The organism is Leifsonia sp. RAF41, assembly GCF_052114085.1.
Classification (GTDB): domain Bacteria; phylum Actinomycetota; class Actinomycetes; order Actinomycetales; family Microbacteriaceae; genus Leifsonia.
In genome coordinates this window covers 842,564-866,232 of sequence record NZ_JBFREB010000001.1, presented here as the reverse complement: position 1 = coordinate 866,232, position 23,669 = coordinate 842,564, and the positions used below count along the sequence as shown (strand labels likewise).

Sequence of the window (23,669 nt, the reverse complement as noted above, 5' to 3'; positions counted from 1 at the left end):
CAACGTAACGCCGCTTCTCGCCATACCAGCGCATTTTGGACTCAGTTCGACACAAACAGTCGCTCCAAGCGGCAGATTTGTGAGGTATGAACAGGCACTTCGATTCGCGCTTCCTGGAGTCGCAAGCCGGTACAGAACGCAGCAGCTCGTGGTACATCCCGGATCTTCAACGCCCCGATCGGGGGTGCCGACATCCATGTGCCTCGAGATGTACCCTTCAACAAAGATTCCAGCTGCGGAGACTCCTCTACAGGCGGATACTGTCTGCTAAGGGTTAGAGAGCCATCGTCATTGACATGAAAGCGATTGTGATGTTTACTAGATATAAGAAATATCAAATCGATGGAACATCACGACCGAATCACTTCTCGCAACGTCAGGCCCGAACTGGACCAGGTTTCGAATTCATCAGCGCTCCGTGCGCTTGGAAGGCAGGCGCTTGACGTGACTCCCTCCACACTGATCGAGCACATGCCGACGGCGAAAGAGAAAGCGCAGGAAGTCCTCGACTACTTACAAGAGACAGATGGCGCCACAGTACGTTTCAATCGGTTCATCGCGCTCATGTCGCAATTGGGATTCACACCGGGCGAAGCTACCGACGCGTTTGACGCGCTCGGCCTGCGCATGACTGGGGATCTCACCATCGCGTTCTGACCACTCCCCGAATCAACCTGAGGAGCCACAACTGCTAGAGCGCACTGGCCGGCGAGGAAACGATGCCGGGAAAAAGGGGGATGACCGGTCGGAGTATCGGCGCGACAGGGATCGAATCTTCTACTCCGAAGAGTTCACACGCCTCGAAGGTGTTACCCAAATCGCGACGGTCCTGTCAAACCTCGTTCACAACAGGCTCACACACTCGTACCGCGTCGAACAGGTTGCCAGGTCGATCGCCGATCACCTGGGTTCGGATGAGAACGGCCAACCGTTCGTAGATGTCGACGTGGTCATGGCGGCCGCGTTGGCCCACGACATTGGGCATCCGCCATTCGGACATACGGGCGAAGAGGCACTGCAGCGCGTCTTGGTCTGCGATCGCCACCGCGAACCCGATGAATGGACCGACTTTGCCTACCGGGACAGAAACACCCTGCCAAACAAGACTCAGGAGCCTGCTTGCGAGGACTGCATCCTCATCGATGGCTTCGAGGGGAATGCCCAATCGTTCCGAATCCTTTCTCGCCTCGCGGGCAAGGAAATTCATGAATCCCAGGCGGACGATCCTCGCGTTGGGCTCAATCTCACTCGAGAGGTCTTGGCCGCTTCGTTAAAGTACCCATGGTTGAAGGGCGGTAATGACAACCGAAAGCCTAAGAAGTGGGGCGCTTATGATTCAGATGTCGAGGCGCTCGAATGGGTGATAGGGGATGAGCTGCCACCCACGCGTACGCTGGAAGCTCAGGCCATGGACGCAGCAGATGATATCGCTTACGCCATCCATGACCTCGAAGACTTCTACCAAGAGGGAATCACACCGCTCGAGTCGATCAGACTAGGAACTCCCGCATTCGAGCAGGTCTTGGCTTACGCAGTCAGCACCGACGACACGCTTCAGCCGCTGGACGACGAGTACAAAGCGTTCAAGCTCGAGCAGCGAAGCTCAAGCCCTTCGCAGATAAGGCCCGAGGACTACGCTAAGCGTCTCGTCCCGGAGCGTTACCCGCTCTTGGAGGCGTTCAACGCGCACCTCACTCGATTCCCGGAGATCAATTACACAGATAATCTCTCAGGTCGCGAGAAATTTGGCCGCATTCGTTCCAAACTCGTACAGACTTTCATCAACGACCTTGCCGTCGAGGGCGGCGACCTTGTGTTCCGGCACAAGCACACGGAGCTCTTCATTGAATTCATCAAGAAGCTCACCTGGTATTACGTCATCGACCAACCGAACTTCCGGTTCACGCGGCGCGGTCAGGAGAAGGTCATCATCTCCTGCTTCAATGAGCTTTTTGCATGGGCGGTCGAGGCGTGGTTGGTGAAGAACACAGAGATCAGGAATCGTGTGGCAGCGTTCGAGTTCCGGACCGAGCCAGTGGAGAAGCTACCTCCACTTCTCAACGACTACATCGAAGCCGGAAGGCGGCCTGCTGGCCGCTATTTCCCGCGCGAGGTAGTGGCTCGTGCTGTCGTCGACTTCATCTGCACACTGACCGACGAGCAGCTGTATGTCTACTCTGCGCGGATCTCGGGGGCGCGCGACGTAGCCTCCCCATTCACCTTTAGGAGCTAAGCAACTGCGCGGTTCAGCGCCAGCGACTCTCCCGTCGGGCACGATCGAAGGCAAAGCCTACGTCTGAGCCGCGTGCACTAGACATCCGTCAGGCTCCTACGGCCGTTCCTCAGGCTACGGGCGGTAGTCGTCGGCGTCCTCGTCGAGTACCTCTTCCGTGTGCGCCCACTCGTTCCAGGGCAGGAGCGCGAGTTCGTCGTTGTTGTAACGGCGATCGCTCGTAACTTCCTTCGCTGCCCAGCTGGGCTTGCGAACGGCCCTCAACCCCGCCTCGCTCTCGACCTCGATTTCCGCAACCCAGAGCCCCCTGTTGCCCGCGTCAAGGAACTCGTCTATTTCCCAGGTCTCGTTCTCGCCCTGAACAACCTGATAACGCGTCTTTTCAATCACGTTGCCTGATCGGTCGATAATCCCTCTCGCCCAGAGCGGCGTGACCAGCGTGTCGTATTCCTCACGCGTTCCGTCCGGTCGCCGCGGCCCCTTTCCGGTCAGCCACGCCGTTTCTTCCATCACGGGCCGGCCGGCGGCGTCGCTGCCGGGTTGCTGCACGAGGCGCACTCGAACAGTGAACCCATCGACAGCGAAGATGTACGCCTGGCTCAACTTTTGCCATGCGACTGCGTGCTCGACGATCGAGGTGTCCTCTACAAGGAAACGACGTTCACGCTCGTACGTGGGTTCCATCTCAGCTCTCCTTGGTCGTACTGCGAATGTCATGCTTGGAGCCGTCGCGAGCCAGCGTGTGCCGTTGTTGCTGGCGCTCGTTGTGCTTCTTCTTGCCTTCTGGCGACCAGCGCTGATGGGCCGCCTGCGGACTAACGCCGACGGCCACTCCAATCTGTGCCCACGAGGCACCGTCCGCACGAAGCGCGACGGCCAGTGCGTCGATATCTTCTTGGATCTGTCGTTCCCTCAACCTCAAATCGTGAAGCTGATCGAGACGATTATGTAAACGCGCCAGGCGCTCAGCGTCGAGATTATCGCGAGCGGCGGAATGAGTTGGCATGCAGTGCTCCTTCTACGAGCATCAACGTAGCTTCATCTGGCGCCAGCGGTCAACATGGTACGAGGCGAGGCTGGCTTCGCTATCTTCCGGCCTAGGAAGATGTAACCATTCCAATTTGGCGTTCTGTGAGCTACACTCGCTCTCAAGCAAGCTTGATAGGACGCCAAACAACTGATCCAACTGCACGTTGGCTTCCGGCTTCGAGGTACAGCCGCCGACGCGACCCCCTCGGCGTCGCAAAGGGAAGCGGGAAAACTGCTTTCAAACACCGACCCAAATTGAGATAGCTGCCAACCCGGCCTAGTTCGGAAGGGACGCGGTAATGACTGTCAAAGCCGCAACACGCGTAGGCACTCGCACCGGAAACCACCCGGTTGAGCTCATCCGCGAGATTTCGGGACTGTACAAGCTGTTGCTGCACGAGCTCGACGCGAACCCTCTCGCGTCCGCATCGTGGCAGGACTGCCTCGAATACGCCGAGGAGGGTGTCGATCTGGCCAACCTCACCGTGAGGCTGCTGCAAACAAGCCACCTTCGCGGGCGCGAGCCGCACTTTTAGCGCGCGGACGGCTGCCGGACGGCGATCTCGCGCCATGGGAGCTGGCGTTACCGTTGTTGGCGACCATCGCGACGGACAGCTGCTGGTTCCATAGCCCGCCTTATCGGCAACCTGGAGCCAAGACGGGCTCCCGACATCCGGGAGGAGGGACACCTACTCCATGGCTGTCGCGTCGCGACCACCGCCGCCGAGGACCGCTCTCGGACTAGGTGGTCGCTGTTGGCCACGATAGCTTGCATAAATGACTGCAAATCAGCGCGCCGAAGTGGAGGCCAAATTCGACCGTGCGCACCAGCTGATTACTGAACTCGCATCGCACATCAAGTCTCAGATCGGCGCTCTTTGGACGACCTACGACGAAGTTGACGAGGGTAACCAGCAGGTTGTTACTCGCTTTCGTTCGCTGGCCCCTCTTCCCTTTGCATGGTCGACCATTGTGGGAGATGTCGTTCATAACGCACGGTCAGCCCTCGACTTGCTGGCTGGGAAACTGATTCTCGCCGACGGTGCTATCCCCTCCCGCTCTACGCAGTTCCCAATTGGAGAGGCGGAGGGCTATGGCAAGAGACTTCGCCATGACCTTGCGGGGCGTCCCTGCCCACTCGCGATGCCGTCAGAGCGCTCGCCCCTTGGCGGGGAGGTAGCGCGGTTCTTTTCCCTCTGCATCAACTCGACATCGCGGACAAACATCACGATCTGATCGCTCTGGGCGGCAAGTCTCTCGGAGTTCAGCTAACTATGGGTGTCGAGTTCGACGGCGAACGTCATGACTTTCTGCCGCTGATGCTCACCGCCGCAGATCGTGAGGTCCTCGTTGACGGCGTTGGACTATTCGCACGACCGGTCGGGGACTCCGACACTGGTCAATTTACGATGAGGCACCTGCCCGTCGTGGAAGTTGTCTTTGGTCCGGGGACACCATTCGAGGGTGAAAACGTTACGGACCGCCTAAGCGCCTTGGTGTCCGGCGCGAGATCGGAAGTAGCGCCCCTGCTTGAGCTCATCAGTTAGCGGGAGCGAAACAACGCGCGGAGCGCCTTCAAGATGGTCGTCAGCACAGGGCGCGACTTCGACCAGACAGCTCCCCCGCCGCCCCACGAGGTGAGAGCCGGCACTTTGTCGTGCGAGAACCTGGTTGCCAACATGAGCTTTATTCACCTATTGTGAGCGGCGTCGACATCGATGTCTTTGGAGGGACCATGAGCGAGCTGCCGTTTGAGAGCGTCACTCCGGCAGGTTGGGCGACCACCGTCAACTCGTGGAGTTGGACGTGGCTGACCGATGACCACGACAGGCGAATAGGCGCGGACAAGCGCGGTCCGTGCCCGCGCTGCGCCCACGACATGAGTATCTCGGTAGGCATCACCCAAGGGATCACCGAGGGTCCTCTTCGTAGCAACGTGCGCTGCAACTGCGAGGTTACGCACTTAGATGGACAGATCGGGTGCGGAGCCCACGGGGAGATTTCGGTGCCCTGACCATGAGCAAGGACGATCTTGACTGGCAGGATGAGTTCAACAAGGCGCAGCACAGCCAATTGACCGCCGTGCGCGCTTCTGCCGAGAAGTGGGCTGGGGGCATTGCGGCCGTAGTCGGCGCCTTCGCGACGTTCTCGGTCATCCTCGCACCCCAAAAACTCGCGGACATGAGTGACGACGGCCTCAAGATCGTAGTCCTCGTATTCGCCGCTGCTGCCGGCGCTCTGGGCACAGTCGCGCTGATCCAGGCCACTCTCGCTGCCTCGGGCTCTCCGTCGCTTGACTACGCTGCGACCTGGGAGATTTATCGCGATGACGTGAAACGGGAGGCAGCCGCGGCGGCCCGCAAACTCAGGGCTTCTCGGCATCTCACGTGGGGAGCGATAATTGCGATCGTCGCAGCGGCGCTCACATCTCAGGTGAGCACCCTGGTCCCCCACTCGGCCGACTCCAATTTCATCATTGTCTCCAAGAACGGCGAGGTGATGTGTGGAGCGTTGACTACGCGCGATGGCGTTGTTCTAGTTGCAGGGAAACCTGTTCGCGACGCCGCCTCGATCTCTGCCGTTGACGGATGCGGATCAACAAAGCCCTAGAGGCGAGGGACTCCTACGAACGCTACCGCTTCGTTTCCATCCTGCGATGATGCCGACGTCATGGCCGGCAGCATCAGGTCAGCCTCTTGAACGGCGTGGGTCGTTACCGTAGGAGTTCTTCGCGCCAATCTGTCCGTTCCGGTTGCGGATCTCGTGCTCGGCATGGCGATCTTGCGCCATCTGTCGGCCTACCGCAGTCTGCTCAGCCTTGGTGCCGCCGACGTGTGCCGCCCGTGAGCTACCCGCAACTTTGGACTTCCACTCGCCGTCCTCGAAGTAGGTGATGATGTCGCCGTCAGGCATCGAAACCTCCTAGTGTTTGCCGACATTCTGACCCGGTTGACCGGCCCCTCACAACCATCGGCCAGCCAGGCGTATGCAACAAGCGGGCAGCAGGAGCTCAGGCTCTCCACCGCAGCTGAAGCCCCAACCTCACGGCTCGCCCTATACGGTGCCTAGCCTCCCGCGCCACATCTCACTCGGCCACCGAGTCGACGTCCGGATGAACCGATCCGGAAACGATCGAGCACAAGCTCATTACCTCATGCGGCCCAGCTAGGAAATCCACATGCTCAAACTCCACTCCATCGCGCCCGAGGACGAGCCGCACGCGGGCGGCCGCTCCGCCTTCTGTATCGACTTCTATCCCGACGATCTCGTAAGGGACCGCAGGGCCGAATTGGAGTAACCCGTCAGCGCCTAGATGGGAGGGCGCCGCCTGAAGCGCCAGGAGATGCGCGTCGCACACCGACCAAGTGTTGCCCCCATGAGCATCGTCTGACCACTGAGCGGTAGCTGTGCTGTCACATCCGTCTACCTGGCATGCCGTCATGAGGGCATGTTAGGCCGGTCCTAAGTTCCGAGCAAAGAAAAGAGCCCGGGCCGATAGGGAGTCCGCCTACGCGGGCGCCTCTATCGATCCGGGCTTGTGAGTCCTCCTCACGAGACAGTCGATCCGACAAGTTGGCCTCGACTAACGTGTGCGAAGAACTGGAGACGAGCGCTTCCGACGATGAAAGCTTCGCCATCGACGCGCGCTTCGTCTGTGAGGGAGACGTTGCCCCTCACGACAGCGCGTCCACCCACGCTTGCCGCATCGCGCAGCGTCACCATGTCTGAGACGATCGCTTCTTCTTCGATGACGGCGCGGCCGAACAGGCGAACCATGCCCCCAACAACTGCTCGGTCGCGAATCATCGCTTCCGGGCCGACGTATACCGTGGGCGCGACCAGGGCGTGTATTGAGATGAAGCCCCCGCCGTTGCGGTGCCAGATGTACCGCTTGCCGTCGCCCCAGGTGAATCCCGGTTCGCCGCTCCCATCGGTGCGGTCAATGATGACGTGTTTCATCAGCCTTCCTTTCGGTCCCTTCCCGCGAGGTGCGGGAGACAAGGCTCTGCGAGAGGAGTCGTGTCTTCCGCATCCTGCTCAGGGCTCGGCTGACGGAGATATTATATCACTTGTTATTTCATTTGGCAAGCCTGGTTAGACGCCTCGGCCTGCCGGCCCAGACAGAGTCCACCCGTCCGGGAGATTCATCCGCCCCGGCTCGGCGCGATCGGCCCAGATCGCGCCGTCCGTGACGAGCCCAACCTCCGGATCCGGTCGGCTCCTCCCCCACCACTGCAGCGAGACTTCTACTGCCCGTTCTCTGAACGTGCGGAGATGGGTCATGATCAGAGGGTCTGCTGTCCAGGACAACACGCTCCAAACCGGCCACACGGGCATCGACCACGCGACGCGAAGAACCGCCATGCGTTCGCCAAAGCTCACGTTGATATTGAGCGGCGATTCAGGCAGCACCATCCGATGCGTGTACATATCCGCCACGGTCGGGTGCGGATGAAGGTGGAAGTTGACCTCTACGGGGCTGCCGTCAACGAACACGAGCGGCGGCGTCCAGGACTCGTAGCGGAGGTTGAAGTCGAGCACCGGCTGAAAGCGGCTGCCCGATTGAAATACCGAGACGAACGCCCAGGGGCGTGCCTGCTCGTCGCGATCACGAATCAACGACACCAGCTGCGAGATACCGCGCTGGGAGCGTCGCCACGCGGTTGAAACGTCGGTGAAGAATTCGTCTCGGTAGCGCGACCGACGCTGGTCGACCGAGTCGAGGCCGATCCCCCAACCGGAAAGATAGAAGAAGGCCCCAATTGCCGAGGTCGGATCTGCACCCAGGTCGCGCCTATAAACGGCGAGCTCGTCAAAAGCGCGTGCCGGGATGCCGTCGCCCAGCGCTTCTGTCAGGTAGAAGAGGCCACCCAGCCGTGCCGCTGTTGGCTCCCCCGACCCCTTACGGAACTGCCGCAGTTCTCGCACGAGCTCATCCCGAACCGGGTCCACGGAAGCCGCCATATGCCAATTTTGTGCCGATGACGCATCGGGCCTCCGTATTAGACGCTTTGTTTCAGACCCGCTGATGGTCAGCGGAGAGATGAAAGGCAAAGCAAATGAACTCGAACACCCCGCGGCCGCTTGGTGAAATTCAGCGGTCTATCGGACCCGAGCAGCAGCTCTCGCTGGGCGAGCAGCGTCGCGTCCTCCGCCAGGTTACGGACCTGCAGTCGCGCGCTCTGGTGTCCAAGCTCACCGAGGACGCGCGTGCGCTCCTCGCAGACGCCGCGCTGGAGCACGTCGGAGCCCTCACCGCCCTCGAGCAGCACCTCATCACGGTGGCCCCGCTTGGCGAGGCGCGCTACCGGGAGATCGTCGACTCCTACACCATCGCCTCCGCCGCGGCGATCCGGCGGTGGCGCTGATGGCGCCGGCGCTCGAGGCTGGGGTTCGTTTCGCCGTGAGGGCGCTTGAGCGGGTTCGCCGGGCATTCGATCACGTGGACTCCGTCGTGGCCCGTTCGTTCTCGATCGGAAATCAGCGAGAGCTGCAACACGAGGCCGCCGAGGACCTGGCGCGCGTGGCGCTCCGTATCGGAGCCGAAGCGCATGAGGCCAGGGTGCAGCTCATCCGCGAGGCGTATCGGGCTTCTCATGGCGAGCCGCCCACGACGCCGCGCTAACGCTGTGTTCGACGGCACAGATCGACCTTCCGGGCGTCCCTCAGCGTCACGGGTGGGGACGCCCAGACCGACTGCCGCGAGCGCCCCAGTAGGAGCGACAAGACAGTTGCACGGACGCCCGGTAGGTCCGATAACAAGTCGTCCACCAACGCCGTGGGGAAGGAGGCCAATCATGGCGACAGCGCCTACATCAACACCAACAAGTCAAAGCGAAGACGACGGGGCGACAGAAGCGCCTCAGGCATTCGACGTCATCTACGCAGACTGCCCGTGGCCCGTGCAGCAGCAAGGGATGCGCGGCGCGGTTCAGCACTACGACCTGATGTCGATGGAACAGATCGCGGGACTGGGCAGTGCCGTCAAGGCGCTCGCGGCCGAAAACGCCCATCTGTACTTGTGGGTCACTAACGCCACGCTCCGCGCCGGGTACGACGTGATGGAGGCCTGGGGCTTCACTCCGCGGTCCCCGCTCACATGGATCAAGCCTCGATTGGGGCTGGGGAACTACCTGCGCAACGCCAGCGAGCACGTGCTCTTCGGCACACGCGGCAAGGCTCCCGTCCTGTACCGGAGCCAGCCAACCTGGCTGTTCGCTCCCGTGCAGGAGCATTCAGTTAAGCCTGACGAGATGTACGCCGTCATCGACCGAGTGTCGGGCCCGAACACTCGAAAGCTCGAGCTGTTCGCCCGCCAACGGCCACCTGCACCGAACTGGTCGGTGTGGGGTAACGAAATCGAGTCCGACATCTCCCTGGCGCGCTGGGGCTATCCCGTTCCGTCGGACTTCGCACGTCAAGGCTCGTCTATAACGTGGCCAAGGAGGACGTGATGTCAGAAGACAAGCGGCTCCCCATCAGTGAGCGACTATTTCGCGCGTGCCTATGGGTGCTCGGGAGCGTGCTCGTGCTCTACGTCACCTTGCTGCTGCTCGCGCAGATCTGGCAGTGGCTGCTCCTGCTGCTGGGTGTCGCGTGTGTCGTGCTGGTGGCGATTTGGGTTCGCCTCATGCGGCGCAACCGCTGGTAATCACGAGCGCATTCGCCCCTGGTCAGCCGTTGCGGAATTCACAACACGTATTGACAAACCCGTTGCGGGCGCGCATAACCATCCATCCGCCGCGGAGCAGCAATCCGGGGCCGTGCCAACCATCAAGCATTCGAGCAATCGAAAGGAGGTTCACCTTGACTAATCCAAAGACCCGTCGTCCCTCAGCGCGTCGCGCTCCTGGCAGGCGGGAGCATCACATCCGGGTGCACTCGCACCTCAACCAGCCGATCGACACCTCTCTACTGATGGGAGCGCTGCTCCTACATGCCGCCGAACAACGCGCTGCGCTCGATGGGTCCCGGGTGCCGCATCTTGCCGGCTTGCAGCCGCTCAGCAGCATTCGCCCCGATCCTGGGGAGGCCCACCATGAATAGGCTCCCTGCCCTGGTGTACTCGCGGTTGTACCTGCCGCATCCCCTCCCCATAGAGCAGGTTGAGGCGTTCCTTACGCAGGTCGCGGCAGCGCAGGACGGTCATCCGGTCATACTCGAAACCCGTGCAGACGACCGTGGCCTGGTCCACCTCCTTGGCTGCGAAGCGACGTCGCTTCCGCGCCTTCGCCGTACGTTTAGAGATCTCGTACCCGGGACTATCGTTGCCGGTTTGGACGGCTACCAGCGACGCTCCATGGTGGCCACAGGGCGTCTCCGTGTACGGCCGCCCGCGCTCCCCCTCAACGTTGCCAACCCAGTTGGAATACTCCGTTCGCTCTATTCAGCGCTGTCTCGTGTGTACCGCCTCGACGAAACGGTCTGTGTTCAAGTGGTCCTCGGCAACGGCCTCGGCCCCCGACAGCTTCCACCAACAGTCCCCGACCCTTCCGCTTCTATCTGGCGCTCCCTCTGGGCGGGCGAGCGAGACGCTCCGACGGAGGTCCGCACACGCCTCCGAGATCGAGCCAGTCACCACAGCCTCGACGCCATCATTCGTATCGGCGCTTCGGGACCGAACGCGAAGCGGCGTCAGGGCATGGTGAATGACCTTCTGACCGCGCTCACCACGGCGAGCGCGCCGGGCGTTGGGATGGAGCTCACTCGTGAGGATCCGAACCGCCTCAACCTTGCGCCTCTTTCCCGACGCGGCGTCCAGCGATTTAGTGTCCCGGAACTCCTGAGCCTTACCGGCTGGCCGATTGGCGACGAGCCGCTTCCCGGCGCTGCACCCGCGCACCCCAAGCTGCTCCGCGCCGCCTCGTCCGTGTACTCGGGCGAACGAGCCTTCGCCGTGTCCGACGTGCCGGGCGACACACGGCCCCTCGGTCTCTCGCCGTCTGATATGAGTTTGCACGGCTACGCCTTGGGGCCAACGGGAGTCGGCAAGACGCACCTCTTGCAACTCATCGCAGAGGCGGCAATGCACGCGGGGCAGCCGCTTCTGGTCCTCGACCCGAAGGCTCAGATGCACGAGCACCTGCTGGAGCGCGTGCCCAAGGATCGCTACAAGGATGTCGTGCTCATAGACGGCACCGAAGAGCACCCCATGGGCTTCAACCCGCTCGACGCTTCCGGCCGGGATCCGGACGTCGTGGCAGATAGCGTGCTGGCGGTCTTCGCCCGGGTCTTCGCCGATGGGTGGGGGCCGCGCACCGCGGACATCTTCTCTGCGAGCCTGCGCACACTGACCCGAACTGGCTCTGTTACGTCGCCCAATACTCTTGTCGACCTCCCGCGGCTCTGGACCGATACCGCATTTCGCCGAAGGCTGGTCGCCCAGGTACACGATGACGTCGCCCTTGCGGGCTTTTGGAGCTGGTACGAGTCGCTGCGACCGGCAGCTCAAGCGGCGGTCATCGCGAGCCCCATGAACAAGCTGCGCCAAGTGCTGCTGCGTCCGACGGCCGTCAAGATTGTGGGCCAGCGACGTCCCGGCTTCCGACTCCGGGATGTCTTCCGGGACCGGGCCATCGTGCTGCTGCCCCTCAACGAAGGACTGCTGGGCCCGCTCACCACCGAGCTCATCGGCTCGCTGGCGATTGCGGAGGCCTGGCAGGCCGTTCAGGAGCGGGCGACCGAAAAGCGTCACGCGAAGCATCCGGGTCTCGTCATTGTCGACGAGGCGGACCGGTTCATGCACCTCCCGGTTTCGCTGGTCGATGCGCTGGCGCGCTCTCGATCGCTCTCGGTGAGCTGGTGGCTCGCCACCCAGTACTGGGATCAGCTCCCGAAGGAGATGAAAAGCGCCGTCAAGACCAATGCGCGGAGCAAGGTCATCTTCCGACTGGAATCCGACGATGATGCCCGCACGATCGCGCGGATGGCGCCCGAGCTGAGCGAGCAGGACTTCATGGCGCTCGGGAAGTACCAGGTGTACCTCCGTTTGGTCGCCCAGGGCGTCACCACGAGCTGGGCGCTGGCGCGGACCCTTCCAGCAACGGAACCTTCCTCGGATCCGTCGGAGGTCCGTCGCGTCTCCCATGACCATCACCGTGGAGCCGGCGAAGACGACGAAGCCAGCGTGGCTCCCGTGCCGGAAGCACTAGTGCCGCCAGCCCAACCCGCTCGCCTGCCTGGTCCGGTCGGCCGACGAAAGAGGAGCACCTGATGCTCGCGACAGCGCTGCCCAAAAGTGCGGAAATCTGGCAGATCCGAAGTGGTGGCACCCGTCTGATCGCCTGTCTTGTCACCTGTCCTTTCAGGACGCCGAGACCGCTCATTCAACCGCGGCACGATACGGATCTTCGACCCGCTACGGATGGGACTCACCCCTGTTCCAGGGGTGGCGAGGCGACCCGAGGAGGCAGCGATGAGCTACGTTGACCCTCGCCTCATCCTGTGCCGGCTGTCTTCTCGCGACCTGGCAGTGCTTGATGACATCGAAGCCTTTCGCCTTCTCACGACCCGCCTGGTCCAACGGCTCCACTTCCCGATCGGGACGGGGACAGCAACTGGCCACGCGACGGCCGGGGGTGCCACTAAAGCCGCCGTCCGAGTACTGACCAGGCTGGCCGGTCATGGCGTCGTCGGTCACTTGGAGCGCCGCATCGGCGGCGTACGTCAGGGCTCACAAGGCTATATCTGGCAGCTCACCTCGACAGGCGCCACGCTTCAGCGCGCGCGTCGAGGCGAGAGCGGGCGGCGGCGCTACGTGGAACCGTCCGCGCTATTCACCGAGCACACCCTGGCTGTTGCAGAAATGGGCGCTAGCCTCCGGGAGCTGGCGCTCAGCGATCAGCTAGAGCTGCTGGCGCTGGAAACGGAGCCGTCTTGCTGGCGCGAATACATCGGATCCCACGGGACAGCGCAGATCGTCAAGCCTGACCTCTACGCGGTGACCGCCACCGGCGCATATGAAGACCACCTCTTCCTGGAGGTCGATCGAGGCACGGAGCACCTGCCGCAGATCCTAAACAAGTGTCGCGACTACGCGGCGTACCACCAGACCGGTATCGAACAGCGAGAGCACGGCGTCTTCCCCGCGGTGACTTGGATCGTGCAGGACGAGCCCCGAGCCCGTCAGATCCACCGCGCCATTACGGCGGAGGCGACACTTCCCGACGGGCTTTTCCAGGTCATCACCGTTGACACCTTCCCTGCCCATTTGATCAGCGAAGCCGACAGCTCCTAGCCACCGCATCGACCCGACTGCCATGAACCCAATTCACGAACGCCAAAGGAGAACCACCATGACGCACAGCTCACGCACCGCTCACTTGAGCATCATCACGACTCACCCGACGGGCCGTAAAGGCCGTCGACCAAGGAGATATCGCTAATGCCGCCCGCCGCACCGCCCCAATCACCCACATCCCACGCCCTTCGAAGAAAGGAGGAATCACGCATGGATCACCCCAACAAACCAAACCACGAGCCGAACCTGGGCCCCGACCGCTCGCTCCTCACGCGCGAACAGGAGCAATACGCAGCACGCCAGATCGAGCGAGGCATAGAAGCAGCCGCCTGGGCCGCCACCCCGATCGACCCGATGACCGCCCGTCTAATCGCGGCCACTCTGCACCCCGGTTATGGAAGCCACCTCAAGCAGTTCGCCGCGACCGGCTCGCTCAATCCGTCGATGGCGCTTCAAGAGATCGGCGGCGCGGCCGCGCTGTACCAGCTGCCGTGGATCACCGCGCTTTGGGACTTCCTTGAGCAGATCGACTCCCCCGATCCGGACCGTGCCCCGAGCGAATGGGAAGAGCCGACACCCGCCGTATTCGTTCAGGCCAAGGATCCGCAGCTGGGCCTCCTTCCCGTCGGAATGTGGGTGACGCCAGATAGCACCGGCACGGCCGTCGCCGAGGCAGTGGCTGACGTTGCTCAGCGGCTAGAGACGCCGGGCGCAATCGCCGGCATCACCGCCAGCGTGGGCTTCTACCGCGCCCCCGTATCCTTCGATGCCGATCCGGAGGTGGTGAGCGCCAACGCGCTCGGCATTCTCAAACACGGCGAACCGTACGCACTCCTAGCGGAACGAGTCGGCCACCCAATAACAGACGAAGGGTTTCTCGAGGCCTACCTCGGCGCGTATAGCTCGCTGACGGCCTTTATGGCCGCGCAAGGTGAGGATGTCCTTCAAGAAGTCCGACGCGATACGCGATCGCCCGCGGCGGATCCGTCGGAGTCATTCGATCGGTTCGAACGCCTGCTCCGCCGCACCTTTCACTGCCTGGACGGGCGGCACGCCGTCTACGTCTTCCAACGCACTCCTGCCCTCACTACGGAGGCCCTGTGATGGAGGGCGAACTGCACACCCCGACCCGAAGGAGCACGGGTGAGCGCATCCGTCCGACCTCGTCGATAGAGCTTGATGCGCTCCTCGATGCCGGCATCGAACGTGCGCTCGAGCACGGAACCGGCGTCGACGCCATGACCGCCCGCGTCATCGCCCTCGTGCTGGCACCCGATCCAGAGAGTGGCTTGGCTCGTTTCGCCCTCAGCGGGGAGTCGGAGCAGGCGCCGGGCAATGACGAACTGCGCGACGAGTATCTCCCGGCCTATCTCGACCCCACCACGCCCGTAGTCGTCAAAGAGCTCGTCGATTGGCTGGGCACCTACCTCGTTGACCGCGACAACGGCCACATTGCCCCGCGCTTCCAACCGCCCGGCGTGCCCAAGCTTGGAAACAGCCTCTGGCGAACGCAGATCGACCTCGAAGGGCGACCGCTACAGGTTCGTGTCCGCGCCGACCTCTCGGGCACCGGCATTGAGGCACTATCCGATGCACTCGTGCCGCTCCTGGAGCGCTACGGGGAGGCGTTCGAAGCCTTCCTGACGCTCGGCGACGTCGAGGCCAGCAGCGCCCAGCTCGAGGAGGCGTTCCTGGACAGCTACCGCGGCACGTTCGTCGATCAGAACGACCTCATCCGCGAAGTGACAGATCTCACCAAGATCGAGCAGGCGGTCGATCACATCAACCAAACGCTCCTCGGCGGAGAATTCGTCCTCCTCGATCACGAGCTCCTAAGGCAGACCGTCGCCCATCAGTTCGACATCATCGATAGAGGAGGCCGCCTCCATGTCTTCGATCGATAACCCGCTCCCGCAATCGACTAAATCCGCGCTGACCTGGAACTTTAAAGATCACGAGCGTACAATAAATGAGACGACCGAAAGGCTCTCATCGTGCGTGCGCGACAGCTGTCAGCGGATCTGGCGGCTCGAAGCCTACCGGCCCGGATTGTCGGCACTCTCGACCGCCGGAGCCCGACTCGGATACGAAGGGGAGCGCTCGCTAAGCAATCATCAGCCACCTAATACCCACCCGAAAGGAGGGACCCATGAACCCGACGCCACCGTCAACACCCACTACGAACGATCTGGTCTACACCGTCGCCGAAATCGCCGACCGCTTGAAGATCAGCCTCTGGATGGTCAACAAACTGATTCGCGAGCGCAAGCTGCGCAGCATCCAAATTGGTGCGCGGCGATTGGTGCCCGCCAAGGACCTTGAGGAGTATCTGCGAGAGCTCCGCAAGGCAAACCTGGGGGTGCGACATGGCTGGTAAGAAACCGAATGGCACCGGCAGCGTCTATCGGCGACGCGATGGGCGCTACGTCGCCTCGTACTTCGCGCCAGGCGCGGGCGCGGTTCGCAAGCGGGTGAGCGTGTACGCGGATACGGCGGCCGCGGCTCATCAGAAGCTTCACGAGCTGGCACAGCGCGCGGAGCGCGGCGAGCCCGTCGCTGACCGCAGCCTCACCGTGTCACGCTTCCTCGACTACTGGCTTGAGGAAGTTGTGCCGATCAAGACGCGCCCCCGCACCGCCGAGCTGTACGAGCTGACTGTGCGCCGCGATATTCGACCGCTGCTCGGACCAATCAAGCTCACTGAGCTTAGCGTGAGCGACGTCCAAAGAGCCATCAACCACCTCGTATCGATCGGCAAGTCGGCCCGCTCGGTGCACAAGTTCCGTTCAGTGCTGTCCTCAGCGCTGAGCCGAGCCGTCCGGGAAGAGCGCGTCATGCGGAACGTGGCGCGCCTCGTCGACTTGCCCGTGTACCGGCGCCAGGAAATTCACCCGTGGAGTGCCGCTGAAGCAGCTCGGTTCCTAGAGGCTGCACGCGGGCATATGTGGGAGGTCGGCTACCAGCTGCTCGTCCTGTATGGCATGCGCCGCGGCGAGGTCATCGGCCTGCGCTGGAGCAGCATCGACTTTCAGCACAACACCTTCACGATCGATCAACAAATCCAGCGCATAAACGGCCGACTGGAGGCGGGGCCAGTGAAAACGCGAGCTGGTCGGCGCACGCTGCCTCTCCTCCCCGCCGTCCGAGACAACCTCCTCGCACTGGCGCAGCGCGATGGCATCGAGCTTTCCGACGCTCTGAACACGAGTGAGCTTGGGGACCGGCTGGTGTTAGCCAGCAAAACAGGCGCCGCAGTTGAGCCGGGCAATTTTGCTCGCACCTTCTACCTCCTCTCGGAGCGCGCAGGCGTCCCTCGAATCACCGTGCACCACACCCGCCACACGGCAGCCACGCTGCTCAAGTCACTGGCTGTCCCTGCGCGCGATGCCCAGTTGATCCTGGGCCACTCCAATGTCACCACCACCCAGGAGATCTACCAGCACGCGGACGTCGACGTGCAGCGTGCCGCGCTCGAGTCACTGGAAGCCAAGCTCCGAACGACTGTGGAAAAGTCGCCGGTTGCCAACAGTGGTGGCGCCGAGACGCCGTTGCTGTCAAGACAGCAACGAACCGTGGATAACTCGGATTCGCATGTCGCTACCGAAGCCAACGAAAACGGCCATCTCACTGAGATGGAGATGGCCGAATTCGATGGAGGGTCAGGCGGGGATCGAACCCGCGACATTCTGCTTAAGAGGCACATTCCGACCCTTTTCGCGGAACTGCCGACCACTGTTATCAAGGCCCTGCACACACGCACATCGCGGCGAATCGTGGGGCGCGTTGCTGTCAAGACTGCTGTCAAAACCGACTCGTCGACCGTCTCATCTCTCCCCTTCTTGAATGACTTGCTCGCCACTCGGAAAGACTGCCGCGATGCGCTCACTGAGCGGTTACGCCAGCGGTCGTTTCCCCTGAACCTCGTGCCGGAACCGCAACTTTCGGAGGAAGCCTGATGAACGACTCTGCAGCTCATGAGGACAAGAACATAGATGACCTAGTCGACCACGCGGGGCCACTCGAAGCACAACTGGAATTCGACGGTGTGCTTGAGAGCAGCCGCGACCCCAGCCAGGTCCCTGCCGGCAAGCGGGCCGTAATCTACCTACGCGTTTCGACGCCGAGCCAAGTGAACACCGATTACGACCCGGAAGGCATCAGTCTGCCGGCCCAACGAAAGTCGTGTTACCGCAAAGCGGACCAGCTGGGCATAACGATCGTCGATGAATACGTCGAGCCCGGAAAATCCGCCAGGGAAATGACCAAGCGTGTTGCATTCCAGCAGATGCTTGAACGCATCCGCACCCGGCGCGACGTCGACTACGTCATCCTCTACAAACTCAGCCGAATGGCCCGCAACAGACTCGATGACGCCGTCGTCGCGGCTGAGCTAAAGGATCGCGGCGTCACATTGATCTCGGCAACCGAAGCCATCGATGAGACGCCGGTCGGGCAGCTCATGCACGGCATCCTGGCCGCCTTCAACGAATTCCGATCCGCCGAGGAGGGCGCCGACATCGCATACAAGATGGGCGAGAAGGCCAAGAAGGGCGGCACGCTGGGAAAGGCGCCGATCGGCTACATCAACACCCTTGAGCGCATCGACGGGCGGGAGATCCGGTCAGTGGCCGTCGACCCAGAGCGCGCACCCTTGGTCCGGCTGGCGTTCGAGCTGTACGCGGGCGGGCAATCAACGCTGGACGACCTTGCGCGTGAACTGACCGATCGCGGCCTCCGCACAAGGGCGACCCAGCGCCGACCCTCAGGACCAATCTCCACCAGCAAGATCTACGAAATGCTGCGCGATCCGTATTACAAGGGCGTCGTCACCTACAAAGGAGACGAGTACGCCGGCCGGCACGATCCCATCGTCGATACCGAACTGTTCGATGCCGTCCAGAAGCTGATGCATTCCCGCGGGCGCGCCGGCGAGCGACGACGAGTGATTCACCACTACCTCAAGGGCTCGCTGTGGTGCGGCGCCTGCTTCCGCGAGCACGGGACGTACCGCCGAATGGTGGCCAGGCGAACCGTCTCGCGATCCGGTGATGAGTACTTCTATTTCTTTTGTATGGGCACTCAAGACGGAACCTGCACGGCTCGACATTCCAACATGCAACGAGTCGAGAAGGCCGTCGAAGAGCACTACAAGACCATCAAGCTTTCGCCCGAGTTCATCGCCTTCATGCGCGACTCCATCGACGAGGCGATCGCGGATCAGCAGGCCGCACAACGCGCTCTCCGCCACCAGCTCGCAAAGCAGCTGTCCAGCCTCGACGCCAAGGAATCGAATCTGATCGAGCTCGCCGCCGATGGCACTCACGCGCAGGAGAAGATCCGTGCCCGGCTTCGCGACATTGCCAGCGAACGAGCCAGAATCAGCGAGCAGCTCGCTCGGATCGACGACAACCTCGAGCAAGCCGCGGCCTTCGTCCACGCGTCACTGGAACTGCTCGCCAACCCCTACGACCTCTACATCAACGCAAGCGACGAAGCGCGCCGGCGCTTGAATCAGGCGCTCTTTTCCCGGCTGCTAGTTGAGCATGACGAGGTCGATGACTCTCATATCACCGAACCGTACGGTGACTACCTGCGTGCTGATTTGGCGTTCCTCACCGTCCAGAACAGCGTCCCCGGCGGCACGAACGTGGAGTCCCCGACCGCCGCCGCTCGCTCTCAGGCAAAAGGAAAAGGACCCGCTCTCACGAGCGGGTCCTTTTCTTCCCTGAAGCTTGTCGCCTCACCGAAGTCGACCCATAGGGTCGCTTTTTTCAGTAAGACCCAGCTGGTCGGGCTGACAGGATTTGAACCTGCGACCCCTTGACCCCCAGTCAAGTGCGCTACCAAGCTGCGCCACAGCCCGCTGTCGCCGCACCGAATCGGCGAGGCAACCCGTACATCCTATCGTGCCGGCGAGGACGTCGTGCACCACCCGAAGGCACACACATCCCCGCCGGCACTGCGCGCGCACGTCGGCCGTTGGGCCGCGCGCGCGGGCGCCCGGGCGCTCCCGCCCCGCAGCGGGAGTCCAGGTTGAGTCGGCGACGGGACGCGATGGGGGGAATCAGCGTCCCGCCGCCGAGCTGGGTCAGCGGCCGGAGCCGCCGATGATCTGGTCGATCTCGTCCTGGCTGAGCGGGTTCCAGGGAGACGAGTCGGGGTTGGCGCTGGCGGCCTCGGGGCTGTCGCCCTGCGTCCACCACTTGGCCTCGAAGGGCACACCGTCGAAGAGGATGCGCTGGCCCTTGTCGTACGCGGTCGTCCCGGCCCAGGTCGGGTACGTGCCCGCGGGCAGGGTCGGCTGAGGGATGGGCGTCTCACCGGGCAGGACGGGTCCCACCAGGTCCCACGGGGTCTCCCACGCGTTCAGCACCGGGTTGTCGGGGACGTCACCCTTGGTCCACCACTTCGCCTGGTACACGTTGTGGTGCCAGACGACCTTCGCGCCCTTCAGGTACGAGTTCTTGGTGGCCCAGACCGGGTACGGCGACGTCGCGGGGTCGTCGGCGGCCGCGGTGGAGGTCGGCTCGGCCGTGGTGACCGCACCCTCCCCCAGCGCGATGTGGCCGGCAAAGCCCTTCGCCAGCACGCCGGCGAACGTCTTCTTGCCCTGGGAGACTCCACTGCACGCGTCGGAGACGACGGTCAGGTCGACGTAGTTCGAGCCGCAGGTCTTATCCCGATTCGCGGACCACATCGACATGCGGCCGAGACCGTTCGAGACCGCCCACGTGTTGAAGGATGCGGCGTCCGCGAGGGTGAAGACCTCATCCTCGACGTCGTTCTGGCCGATCATCGGAGTGGCGCCCATCTTGGCCCACAGGCTGGGGTCGCTCTGGTGCAGCTTGGCGCGGTCGTACAGCACGCCGAGCTGGCGCTGGGCGGCGGACACGGCCGACTCGGCGGTCTTCGCCATCGACGTCTTGGCGTTCTTGGCCGTGCCGTAGTCCATCGTCATGACGTTCACGCCGGCGATGTCGACCTTCGCCTTCAGCATCGCGGCGATGGCGTCGGTCCCGTCGGAGCTCATGCCGGTCGGCGCGACGGGCAGCGTCAGCCAGACCGCGAGGCTCTTGCCTCCGGCGCGACGCTCCTGCTGCAGAGCGGCGATGGCGGTGGCGCGGCGCGCTGCGGCGTCGCGGTCCGACAGTCCCGCGCCCTCCAGATCGAGGTCGATCGTGCCGATCTTGTAGCGGTCCACGACGGAGGCATAGGCCCTCTTCAGCGCCCCAGCGTCGTCGCAGCCGATGGCCAACTCGTCGTTCGCCTGGCCGCCGAACGAGACGGCGACCGTCCCGCCCTGCTGCTGGAGGCGGGCGATGCGGCGATCCAGGTCGAGCGAGCCGCGCGCCTCGTCCAGCGTGTACGCGGTGCCCCAGGTGGGCTCGCACGGGTCGCTCTTCGACGACACCACGAACGAGAGCACGGCATCCTTCGTCGACGTGCTTCCCAGGTTCTCGAACGCGAATCGCGGAGTCGCGGTCACATCCACATAGGAGGCGAACCACGGCTGCGAGTCCACGGCGGCGCGGGCGCTCCACCACTGCAGACCGACGGCGCCGACCGACACGACCACGGCGGCGACCAGCGCGGCGCCGATCACCCGCCACGCCGAGAGCCTGCGACCGGCGGCCGACTCGGGAGCCTGCGCCCGCTCGACGGCATCCGGCACCGTCGCCTGCGGGGACTCTGCGCCCTTCGACGCCTTCTTCGCGCGGCCCATCAGGCGGCCTGCCGCTCGCCCGAGACGGACTCGGACTCGGACTCGGTCCCATCGGACTCGGCCGCAGCGTCCGCGACCCCACCGGAGGCCGAAGCCGCCGGCACGTTCACGTCAGCCCCGACGCCCGCCAAGTGCGGGACGTCGCCGCCCGCATGCCCGTGGTAAAGCACGGAGCGCCAGTCGATGGATGCGGTCGCCGGCGTCGCCGCGGTAGTCGCACGCTTCCGGGACTTGTCCACGTACAGCGGCTTCGTCATCCCGAGCCAGATGTCGACGATCGTGTTCCACGGACCGATGTAGGCGATGATCGCCCAGATCGCGAGGGTGGCGTTGAACGCGGCGAACGCGGCATTGCCCCAGTTGTGCGCGTTGATGTCGCGCCACAGGGTGAACAGCGAGAACCCGACGATCGCAAGCGGAGCGACGACGTAGAGCAGCGGCGAGGCCGTGCGGTTCTTCACCTTCGGCGTGCGGGCGAACGGGATCTTCTTGCCGGTCAGCGACTGCTGGATCGACTTCAGCACACCCGCGAGGTTCACGGGCAGCAGGATGAGGTTGAACCCGTAGATCCGGAAGATGTCGGTCGCCTTGTACCCGCTGTAGCGGAGGTCCGCAGCCTGGCTGATGAAGTACGGCAGCGCGGCCAGGAGCACCATCGGGCTCAGCAGGCGGCCGTCGTACGGGTAGGCCAGCAGGAAGATCAGGCCGAAGCTCGCCCAGCTGATCGACGCCATGTAGTTGACGCGCAGCAGCAGCTCGACGCGGGAGACCGTCTCGCCGCGGCGCTTCCGCTCCTTCACCTGACGCCACAGCTTCGGCAGGATCAGCAGCCCGCCGTTCGCCCACCGGCGGCGCTGAACGATCAGCGAGCCGAAGTCGGGCGGGGTCGCGGAGTAGCTGAGGCGCTCCGGGTAGTTCGACAGCGTCCAGCCGTGGGTGCCCAGGTCGATGCTCGACTCGGTGTCCTCGATGACCGTGCGGTCCTGGATGTAGCGGCGCACCTCGAAACCGCCGACGAACTCGGTCTCGACGATGTCGTCCAGCGCGCGCTTGCGGATGACCGCGTTCGCTCCCACCCAGAAGGTCGCGCCGTAATACGACTTGCCCTGGTGCAGGATGTGCTGGATGTCGGTTGTCGCACCGGCGAGGCGCTCGATCCGGGTGCCCGCGCCGCGGAACGACGAGTACGGCGTCTGGGTGACCGCGACGCGCGCATTGCCGGGCTGCTGCAGGAAGTAGGTGAGCCGGAGGCAGTACTCGCGCAGCAGGATGGAGTCGGCATCCAGCGTCAGCAGGAAGTCGCTGTCCGGGATCTCGATGTCGCCCGGGCGGCGCTGGCCGGCGGGGACCTGGCTCAGAATGGGGCCCTCGGGCGTCTCCTCGACGCGGTAGCTGCCACCCATCAGCCCGATGTAGGCGTTCAGGTTCATGGCCTTGTTCGCCTCGTGCGACAGCGACGCCCACTTCTTGCGCTCGAACACGGCGAGCTCGGCGTCGAACGTCCACGCAAGGCGGCGGTACAGCTGGGCGACGCGCTTGGACGTCAGGGATGCGCCCTCCGCGATCGCCGCGGAGACGGCCTCCCCGGTGAGAGCCAGGTCGTCGCCGAGCGCCCGGAGCACCTGATCCACGAAGAAGACGTCGACGTGGTCCTGGATGCGGTGCGCGTCGGCCTGCTCGTACAGCCACTGGGCGGCCCAGCGGTACTCGTCGGCCAGTTCGCGACTCGCCGCGTCGGTGGCATACACGCCCGAGTCGCCGAGCTCGTAGCGCAGGAGCGCGTCGGAGAAGCGGAACCGCGGCTCCGCGAGCATGGCGCTGATGTCGTTCGCCAGGTCGCGGGTGGCGTCGAGCCGCTCACGGACGGCGGGATCGCTCGGGTTCGGGTTGTCGTCGAGCAGCAGCACGACGCGCTTCGACGGGAACTCCTGCAGGGCGGCCGAGAGCAGCGTCATCTTGACGACCTCGGGCTCCTCCGCGTAGGAGGGCACCAGAACGGTGATGCTGGGCTGGTTCTCGGCGAAGTGGCGGTCCAGCTCGGCGCGCGGAACGCGGACATGCTTCTGGAAGCGCTGGAGCGCTCCCTGCCTGGCCACCAGGTACATCAGAGCCGAGAAGGTGAGGAAGGTGACGACGACCGTGTAGCCGATCGCCTCCATGGTGAAGCGGAAGTTCTGGCTGCCGCTGTCGATGAACTGGCGGATGATCGTGGTGACCACGTAGATCGCCCAGAACAGGACGGTCAGCACGATGGCGACGCGGCTCCAGGTGATCTTGCTGTCCGACGGCTTCGGGTGGACCGTGGGCAGGGGTTCGGTGCGCTTCTCGGAGCCGAGTTGGCGCTTTCGGGCAGGGGCGTATGAATTTGTAGAACTCATGTTCGGGTATGCGTCCTTGACTACGGGAGCCCGGCCCTCGGGTGGGCACGGTCGGGTGGCTCCCGG

23 protein-coding genes and 1 tRNA gene are annotated in these 23,669 nt (G+C 63.5%); 15 read left to right on the top strand and 9 right to left on the bottom strand.

Annotated elements, in window-relative coordinates; genetic code table 11:
* Nucleotides 1–342: 342 nt before the first annotated feature.
* Complete coding sequence (locus tag AB4Y74_RS04115; RefSeq protein ID WP_441797841.1) at nt 343–657, top strand: hypothetical protein; 315 nt, start codon at nt 343–345, stop codon at nt 655–657.
* Nucleotides 632–2,233 (top strand): deoxyguanosinetriphosphate triphosphohydrolase family protein, encoded by a 1,602-nt coding sequence (locus AB4Y74_RS04110; protein WP_441800391.1) that lies wholly within the window; start codon nt 632–634, stop codon nt 2,231–2,233. The genes AB4Y74_RS04115 and AB4Y74_RS04110 overlap by 26 nt, the downstream gene beginning before the upstream one ends.
* 114 nt (nt 2,234–2,347) lie before the next feature.
* Here the strand turns inward: AB4Y74_RS04110 and AB4Y74_RS04105 are convergent, their stop codons facing one another.
* Together AB4Y74_RS04105 and AB4Y74_RS04100 are read right to left on the bottom strand one after the other, a co-directional pair.
* Nucleotides 2,348–2,917 carry a hypothetical protein gene (locus tag AB4Y74_RS04105; protein WP_441797840.1) on the bottom strand — a complete coding sequence of 190 codons (570 nt, stop codon included), beginning with the start codon at nt 2,915–2,917 and terminating at the stop codon, nt 2,348–2,350.
* Between the two features lies 1 nt (nt 2,918).
* A complete protein-coding gene (locus AB4Y74_RS04100) occupies nt 2,919–3,239 on the bottom strand; it encodes a hypothetical protein (protein WP_441797839.1) in 321 nt (106 codons plus the stop codon).
* A 322-nt stretch (nt 3,240–3,561) separates the two neighbouring features.
* On the opposite strand from AB4Y74_RS04100, the gene AB4Y74_RS04095 reads away from it, so the two are divergent.
* The 3 genes from AB4Y74_RS04095 to AB4Y74_RS04085 all read left to right on the top strand — a co-directional run bounded on the left by AB4Y74_RS04095 (nt 3,562) and on the right by AB4Y74_RS04085 (nt 5,872).
* A complete protein-coding gene (locus AB4Y74_RS04095) occupies nt 3,562–3,798 on the top strand; it encodes a hypothetical protein (RefSeq protein WP_441797838.1) in 237 nt (78 codons plus the stop codon).
* 241 nt (nt 3,799–4,039) lie between these two features.
* A complete protein-coding gene (locus AB4Y74_RS04090; protein WP_441797837.1) occupies nt 4,040–4,498 on the top strand; it encodes a hypothetical protein in 459 nt (152 codons plus the stop codon).
* Nucleotides 4,499–5,278: 780 nt separating this feature from the next.
* Nucleotides 5,279–5,872 carry a hypothetical protein gene (locus AB4Y74_RS04085; protein ID WP_441797836.1) on the top strand — a complete coding sequence of 198 codons (594 nt, stop codon included), beginning with the start codon at nt 5,279–5,281 and terminating at the stop codon, nt 5,870–5,872.
* Nucleotides 5,873–5,950: 78 nt separating this feature from the next.
* On the opposite strand, the gene AB4Y74_RS04080 is transcribed toward AB4Y74_RS04085, so the two are convergent.
* The 3 genes from AB4Y74_RS04080 to AB4Y74_RS04070 all read right to left on the bottom strand — a co-directional run bounded on the left by AB4Y74_RS04080 (nt 5,951) and on the right by AB4Y74_RS04070 (nt 8,227).
* Entirely contained in the window at nt 5,951–6,175 is a 225-nt protein-coding gene (locus tag AB4Y74_RS04080) for a DUF2188 domain-containing protein (RefSeq protein ID WP_441797835.1), read from the bottom strand.
* A gap of 636 nt (nt 6,176–6,811) precedes the next feature.
* Nucleotides 6,812–7,222, bottom strand: coding sequence for a hypothetical protein (locus tag AB4Y74_RS04075; RefSeq protein WP_441797834.1), 411 nt, complete (start codon nt 7,220–7,222; stop codon nt 6,812–6,814).
* Nucleotides 7,223–7,357: 135 nt separating this feature from the next.
* Nucleotides 7,358–8,227 carry a hypothetical protein gene (locus AB4Y74_RS04070; protein ID WP_441797833.1) on the bottom strand — a complete coding sequence of 290 codons (870 nt, stop codon included), beginning with the start codon at nt 8,225–8,227 and terminating at the stop codon, nt 7,358–7,360.
* Between the two features lie 95 nt (nt 8,228–8,322).
* Here AB4Y74_RS04070 and AB4Y74_RS04065 point away from each other — a divergent pair, with 95 nt between their 5' ends.
* A complete protein-coding gene (locus AB4Y74_RS04065) occupies nt 8,323–8,631 on the top strand; it encodes a hypothetical protein (RefSeq protein ID WP_441797832.1) in 309 nt (102 codons plus the stop codon).
* Here AB4Y74_RS04065 and AB4Y74_RS04060 read toward each other — a convergent pair.
* Nucleotides 8,589–8,816 (bottom strand): hypothetical protein, encoded by a 228-nt coding sequence (locus tag AB4Y74_RS04060; RefSeq protein WP_441797831.1) that lies wholly within the window; start codon nt 8,814–8,816, stop codon nt 8,589–8,591. The genes AB4Y74_RS04065 and AB4Y74_RS04060 overlap by 43 nt on opposite strands.
* Before the next feature lie 244 nt (nt 8,817–9,060).
* Here AB4Y74_RS04060 and AB4Y74_RS04055 point away from each other — a divergent pair, with 244 nt between their 5' ends.
* From AB4Y74_RS04055 to AB4Y74_RS04015, 9 genes are all read left to right on the top strand, one after another.
* The gene (locus AB4Y74_RS04055; protein WP_441797830.1) at nt 9,061–9,717 is read left to right on the top strand and encodes an MT-A70 family methyltransferase; all 657 of its coding nucleotides are present in this window, start codon (nt 9,061–9,063) and stop codon (nt 9,715–9,717) included.
* Nucleotides 9,717–9,914: a hypothetical protein gene (locus AB4Y74_RS04050; protein ID WP_441797829.1), complete on the top strand. Its 198-nt coding sequence runs from the start codon at nt 9,717–9,719 to the stop codon at nt 9,912–9,914. The genes AB4Y74_RS04055 and AB4Y74_RS04050 overlap by 1 nt, the downstream gene beginning before the upstream one ends.
* A gap of 1,245 nt (nt 9,915–11,159) precedes the next feature.
* Nucleotides 11,160–12,476: a type IV secretory system conjugative DNA transfer family protein gene (locus AB4Y74_RS04045; RefSeq protein ID WP_441797828.1), complete on the top strand. Its 1,317-nt coding sequence runs from the start codon at nt 11,160–11,162 to the stop codon at nt 12,474–12,476.
* Nucleotides 12,477–12,677: 201 nt separating this feature from the next.
* A complete protein-coding gene (locus AB4Y74_RS04040) occupies nt 12,678–13,499 on the top strand; it encodes a replication-relaxation family protein (protein WP_441797827.1) in 822 nt (273 codons plus the stop codon).
* A gap of 213 nt (nt 13,500–13,712) precedes the next feature.
* Nucleotides 13,713–14,606, top strand: a complete 894-nt coding sequence (locus AB4Y74_RS04035) for a hypothetical protein (RefSeq protein ID WP_441797826.1) — start codon at nt 13,713–13,715, stop codon at nt 14,604–14,606.
* On the top strand, nt 14,603–15,406 hold the full coding sequence (locus tag AB4Y74_RS04030; protein ID WP_441797825.1) for a hypothetical protein: 804 nt from the start codon (nt 14,603–14,605) through the stop codon (nt 15,404–15,406). Before AB4Y74_RS04035 ends, AB4Y74_RS04030 begins: the two co-directional genes overlap by 4 nt.
* A gap of 245 nt (nt 15,407–15,651) precedes the next feature.
* Nucleotides 15,652–15,879 carry a helix-turn-helix domain-containing protein gene (locus tag AB4Y74_RS04025; protein WP_441797824.1) on the top strand — a complete coding sequence of 76 codons (228 nt, stop codon included), beginning with the start codon at nt 15,652–15,654 and terminating at the stop codon, nt 15,877–15,879.
* Nucleotides 15,869–17,458 (top strand): tyrosine-type recombinase/integrase, encoded by a 1,590-nt coding sequence (locus tag AB4Y74_RS04020; RefSeq protein WP_441797823.1) that lies wholly within the window; start codon nt 15,869–15,871, stop codon nt 17,456–17,458. The genes AB4Y74_RS04025 and AB4Y74_RS04020 overlap by 11 nt, the downstream gene beginning before the upstream one ends.
* Entirely contained in the window at nt 17,458–19,326 is a 1,869-nt protein-coding gene (locus AB4Y74_RS04015) for a recombinase family protein (protein ID WP_441797822.1), read from the top strand. The genes AB4Y74_RS04020 and AB4Y74_RS04015 overlap by 1 nt, the downstream gene beginning before the upstream one ends.
* Here AB4Y74_RS04015 and AB4Y74_RS04010 read toward each other — a convergent pair.
* The 3 genes from AB4Y74_RS04010 to AB4Y74_RS04000 all read right to left on the bottom strand — a co-directional run bounded on the left by AB4Y74_RS04010 (nt 19,289) and on the right by AB4Y74_RS04000 (nt 23,603).
* Nucleotides 19,289–19,365: transfer RNA gene (locus tag AB4Y74_RS04010), tRNA-Pro, on the bottom strand. The genes AB4Y74_RS04015 and AB4Y74_RS04010 overlap by 38 nt on opposite strands.
* 225 nt (nt 19,366–19,590) lie before the next feature.
* Entirely contained in the window at nt 19,591–21,225 is a 1,635-nt protein-coding gene (locus AB4Y74_RS04005; protein ID WP_441797821.1) for a chitinase, read from the bottom strand.
* A complete protein-coding gene (locus tag AB4Y74_RS04000) occupies nt 21,225–23,603 on the bottom strand; it encodes a glycosyltransferase family 2 protein (RefSeq protein WP_441797820.1) in 2,379 nt (792 codons plus the stop codon). Before AB4Y74_RS04000 ends, AB4Y74_RS04005 begins: the two co-directional genes overlap by 1 nt.
* Nucleotides 23,604–23,669 lie beyond the last annotated feature (66 nt).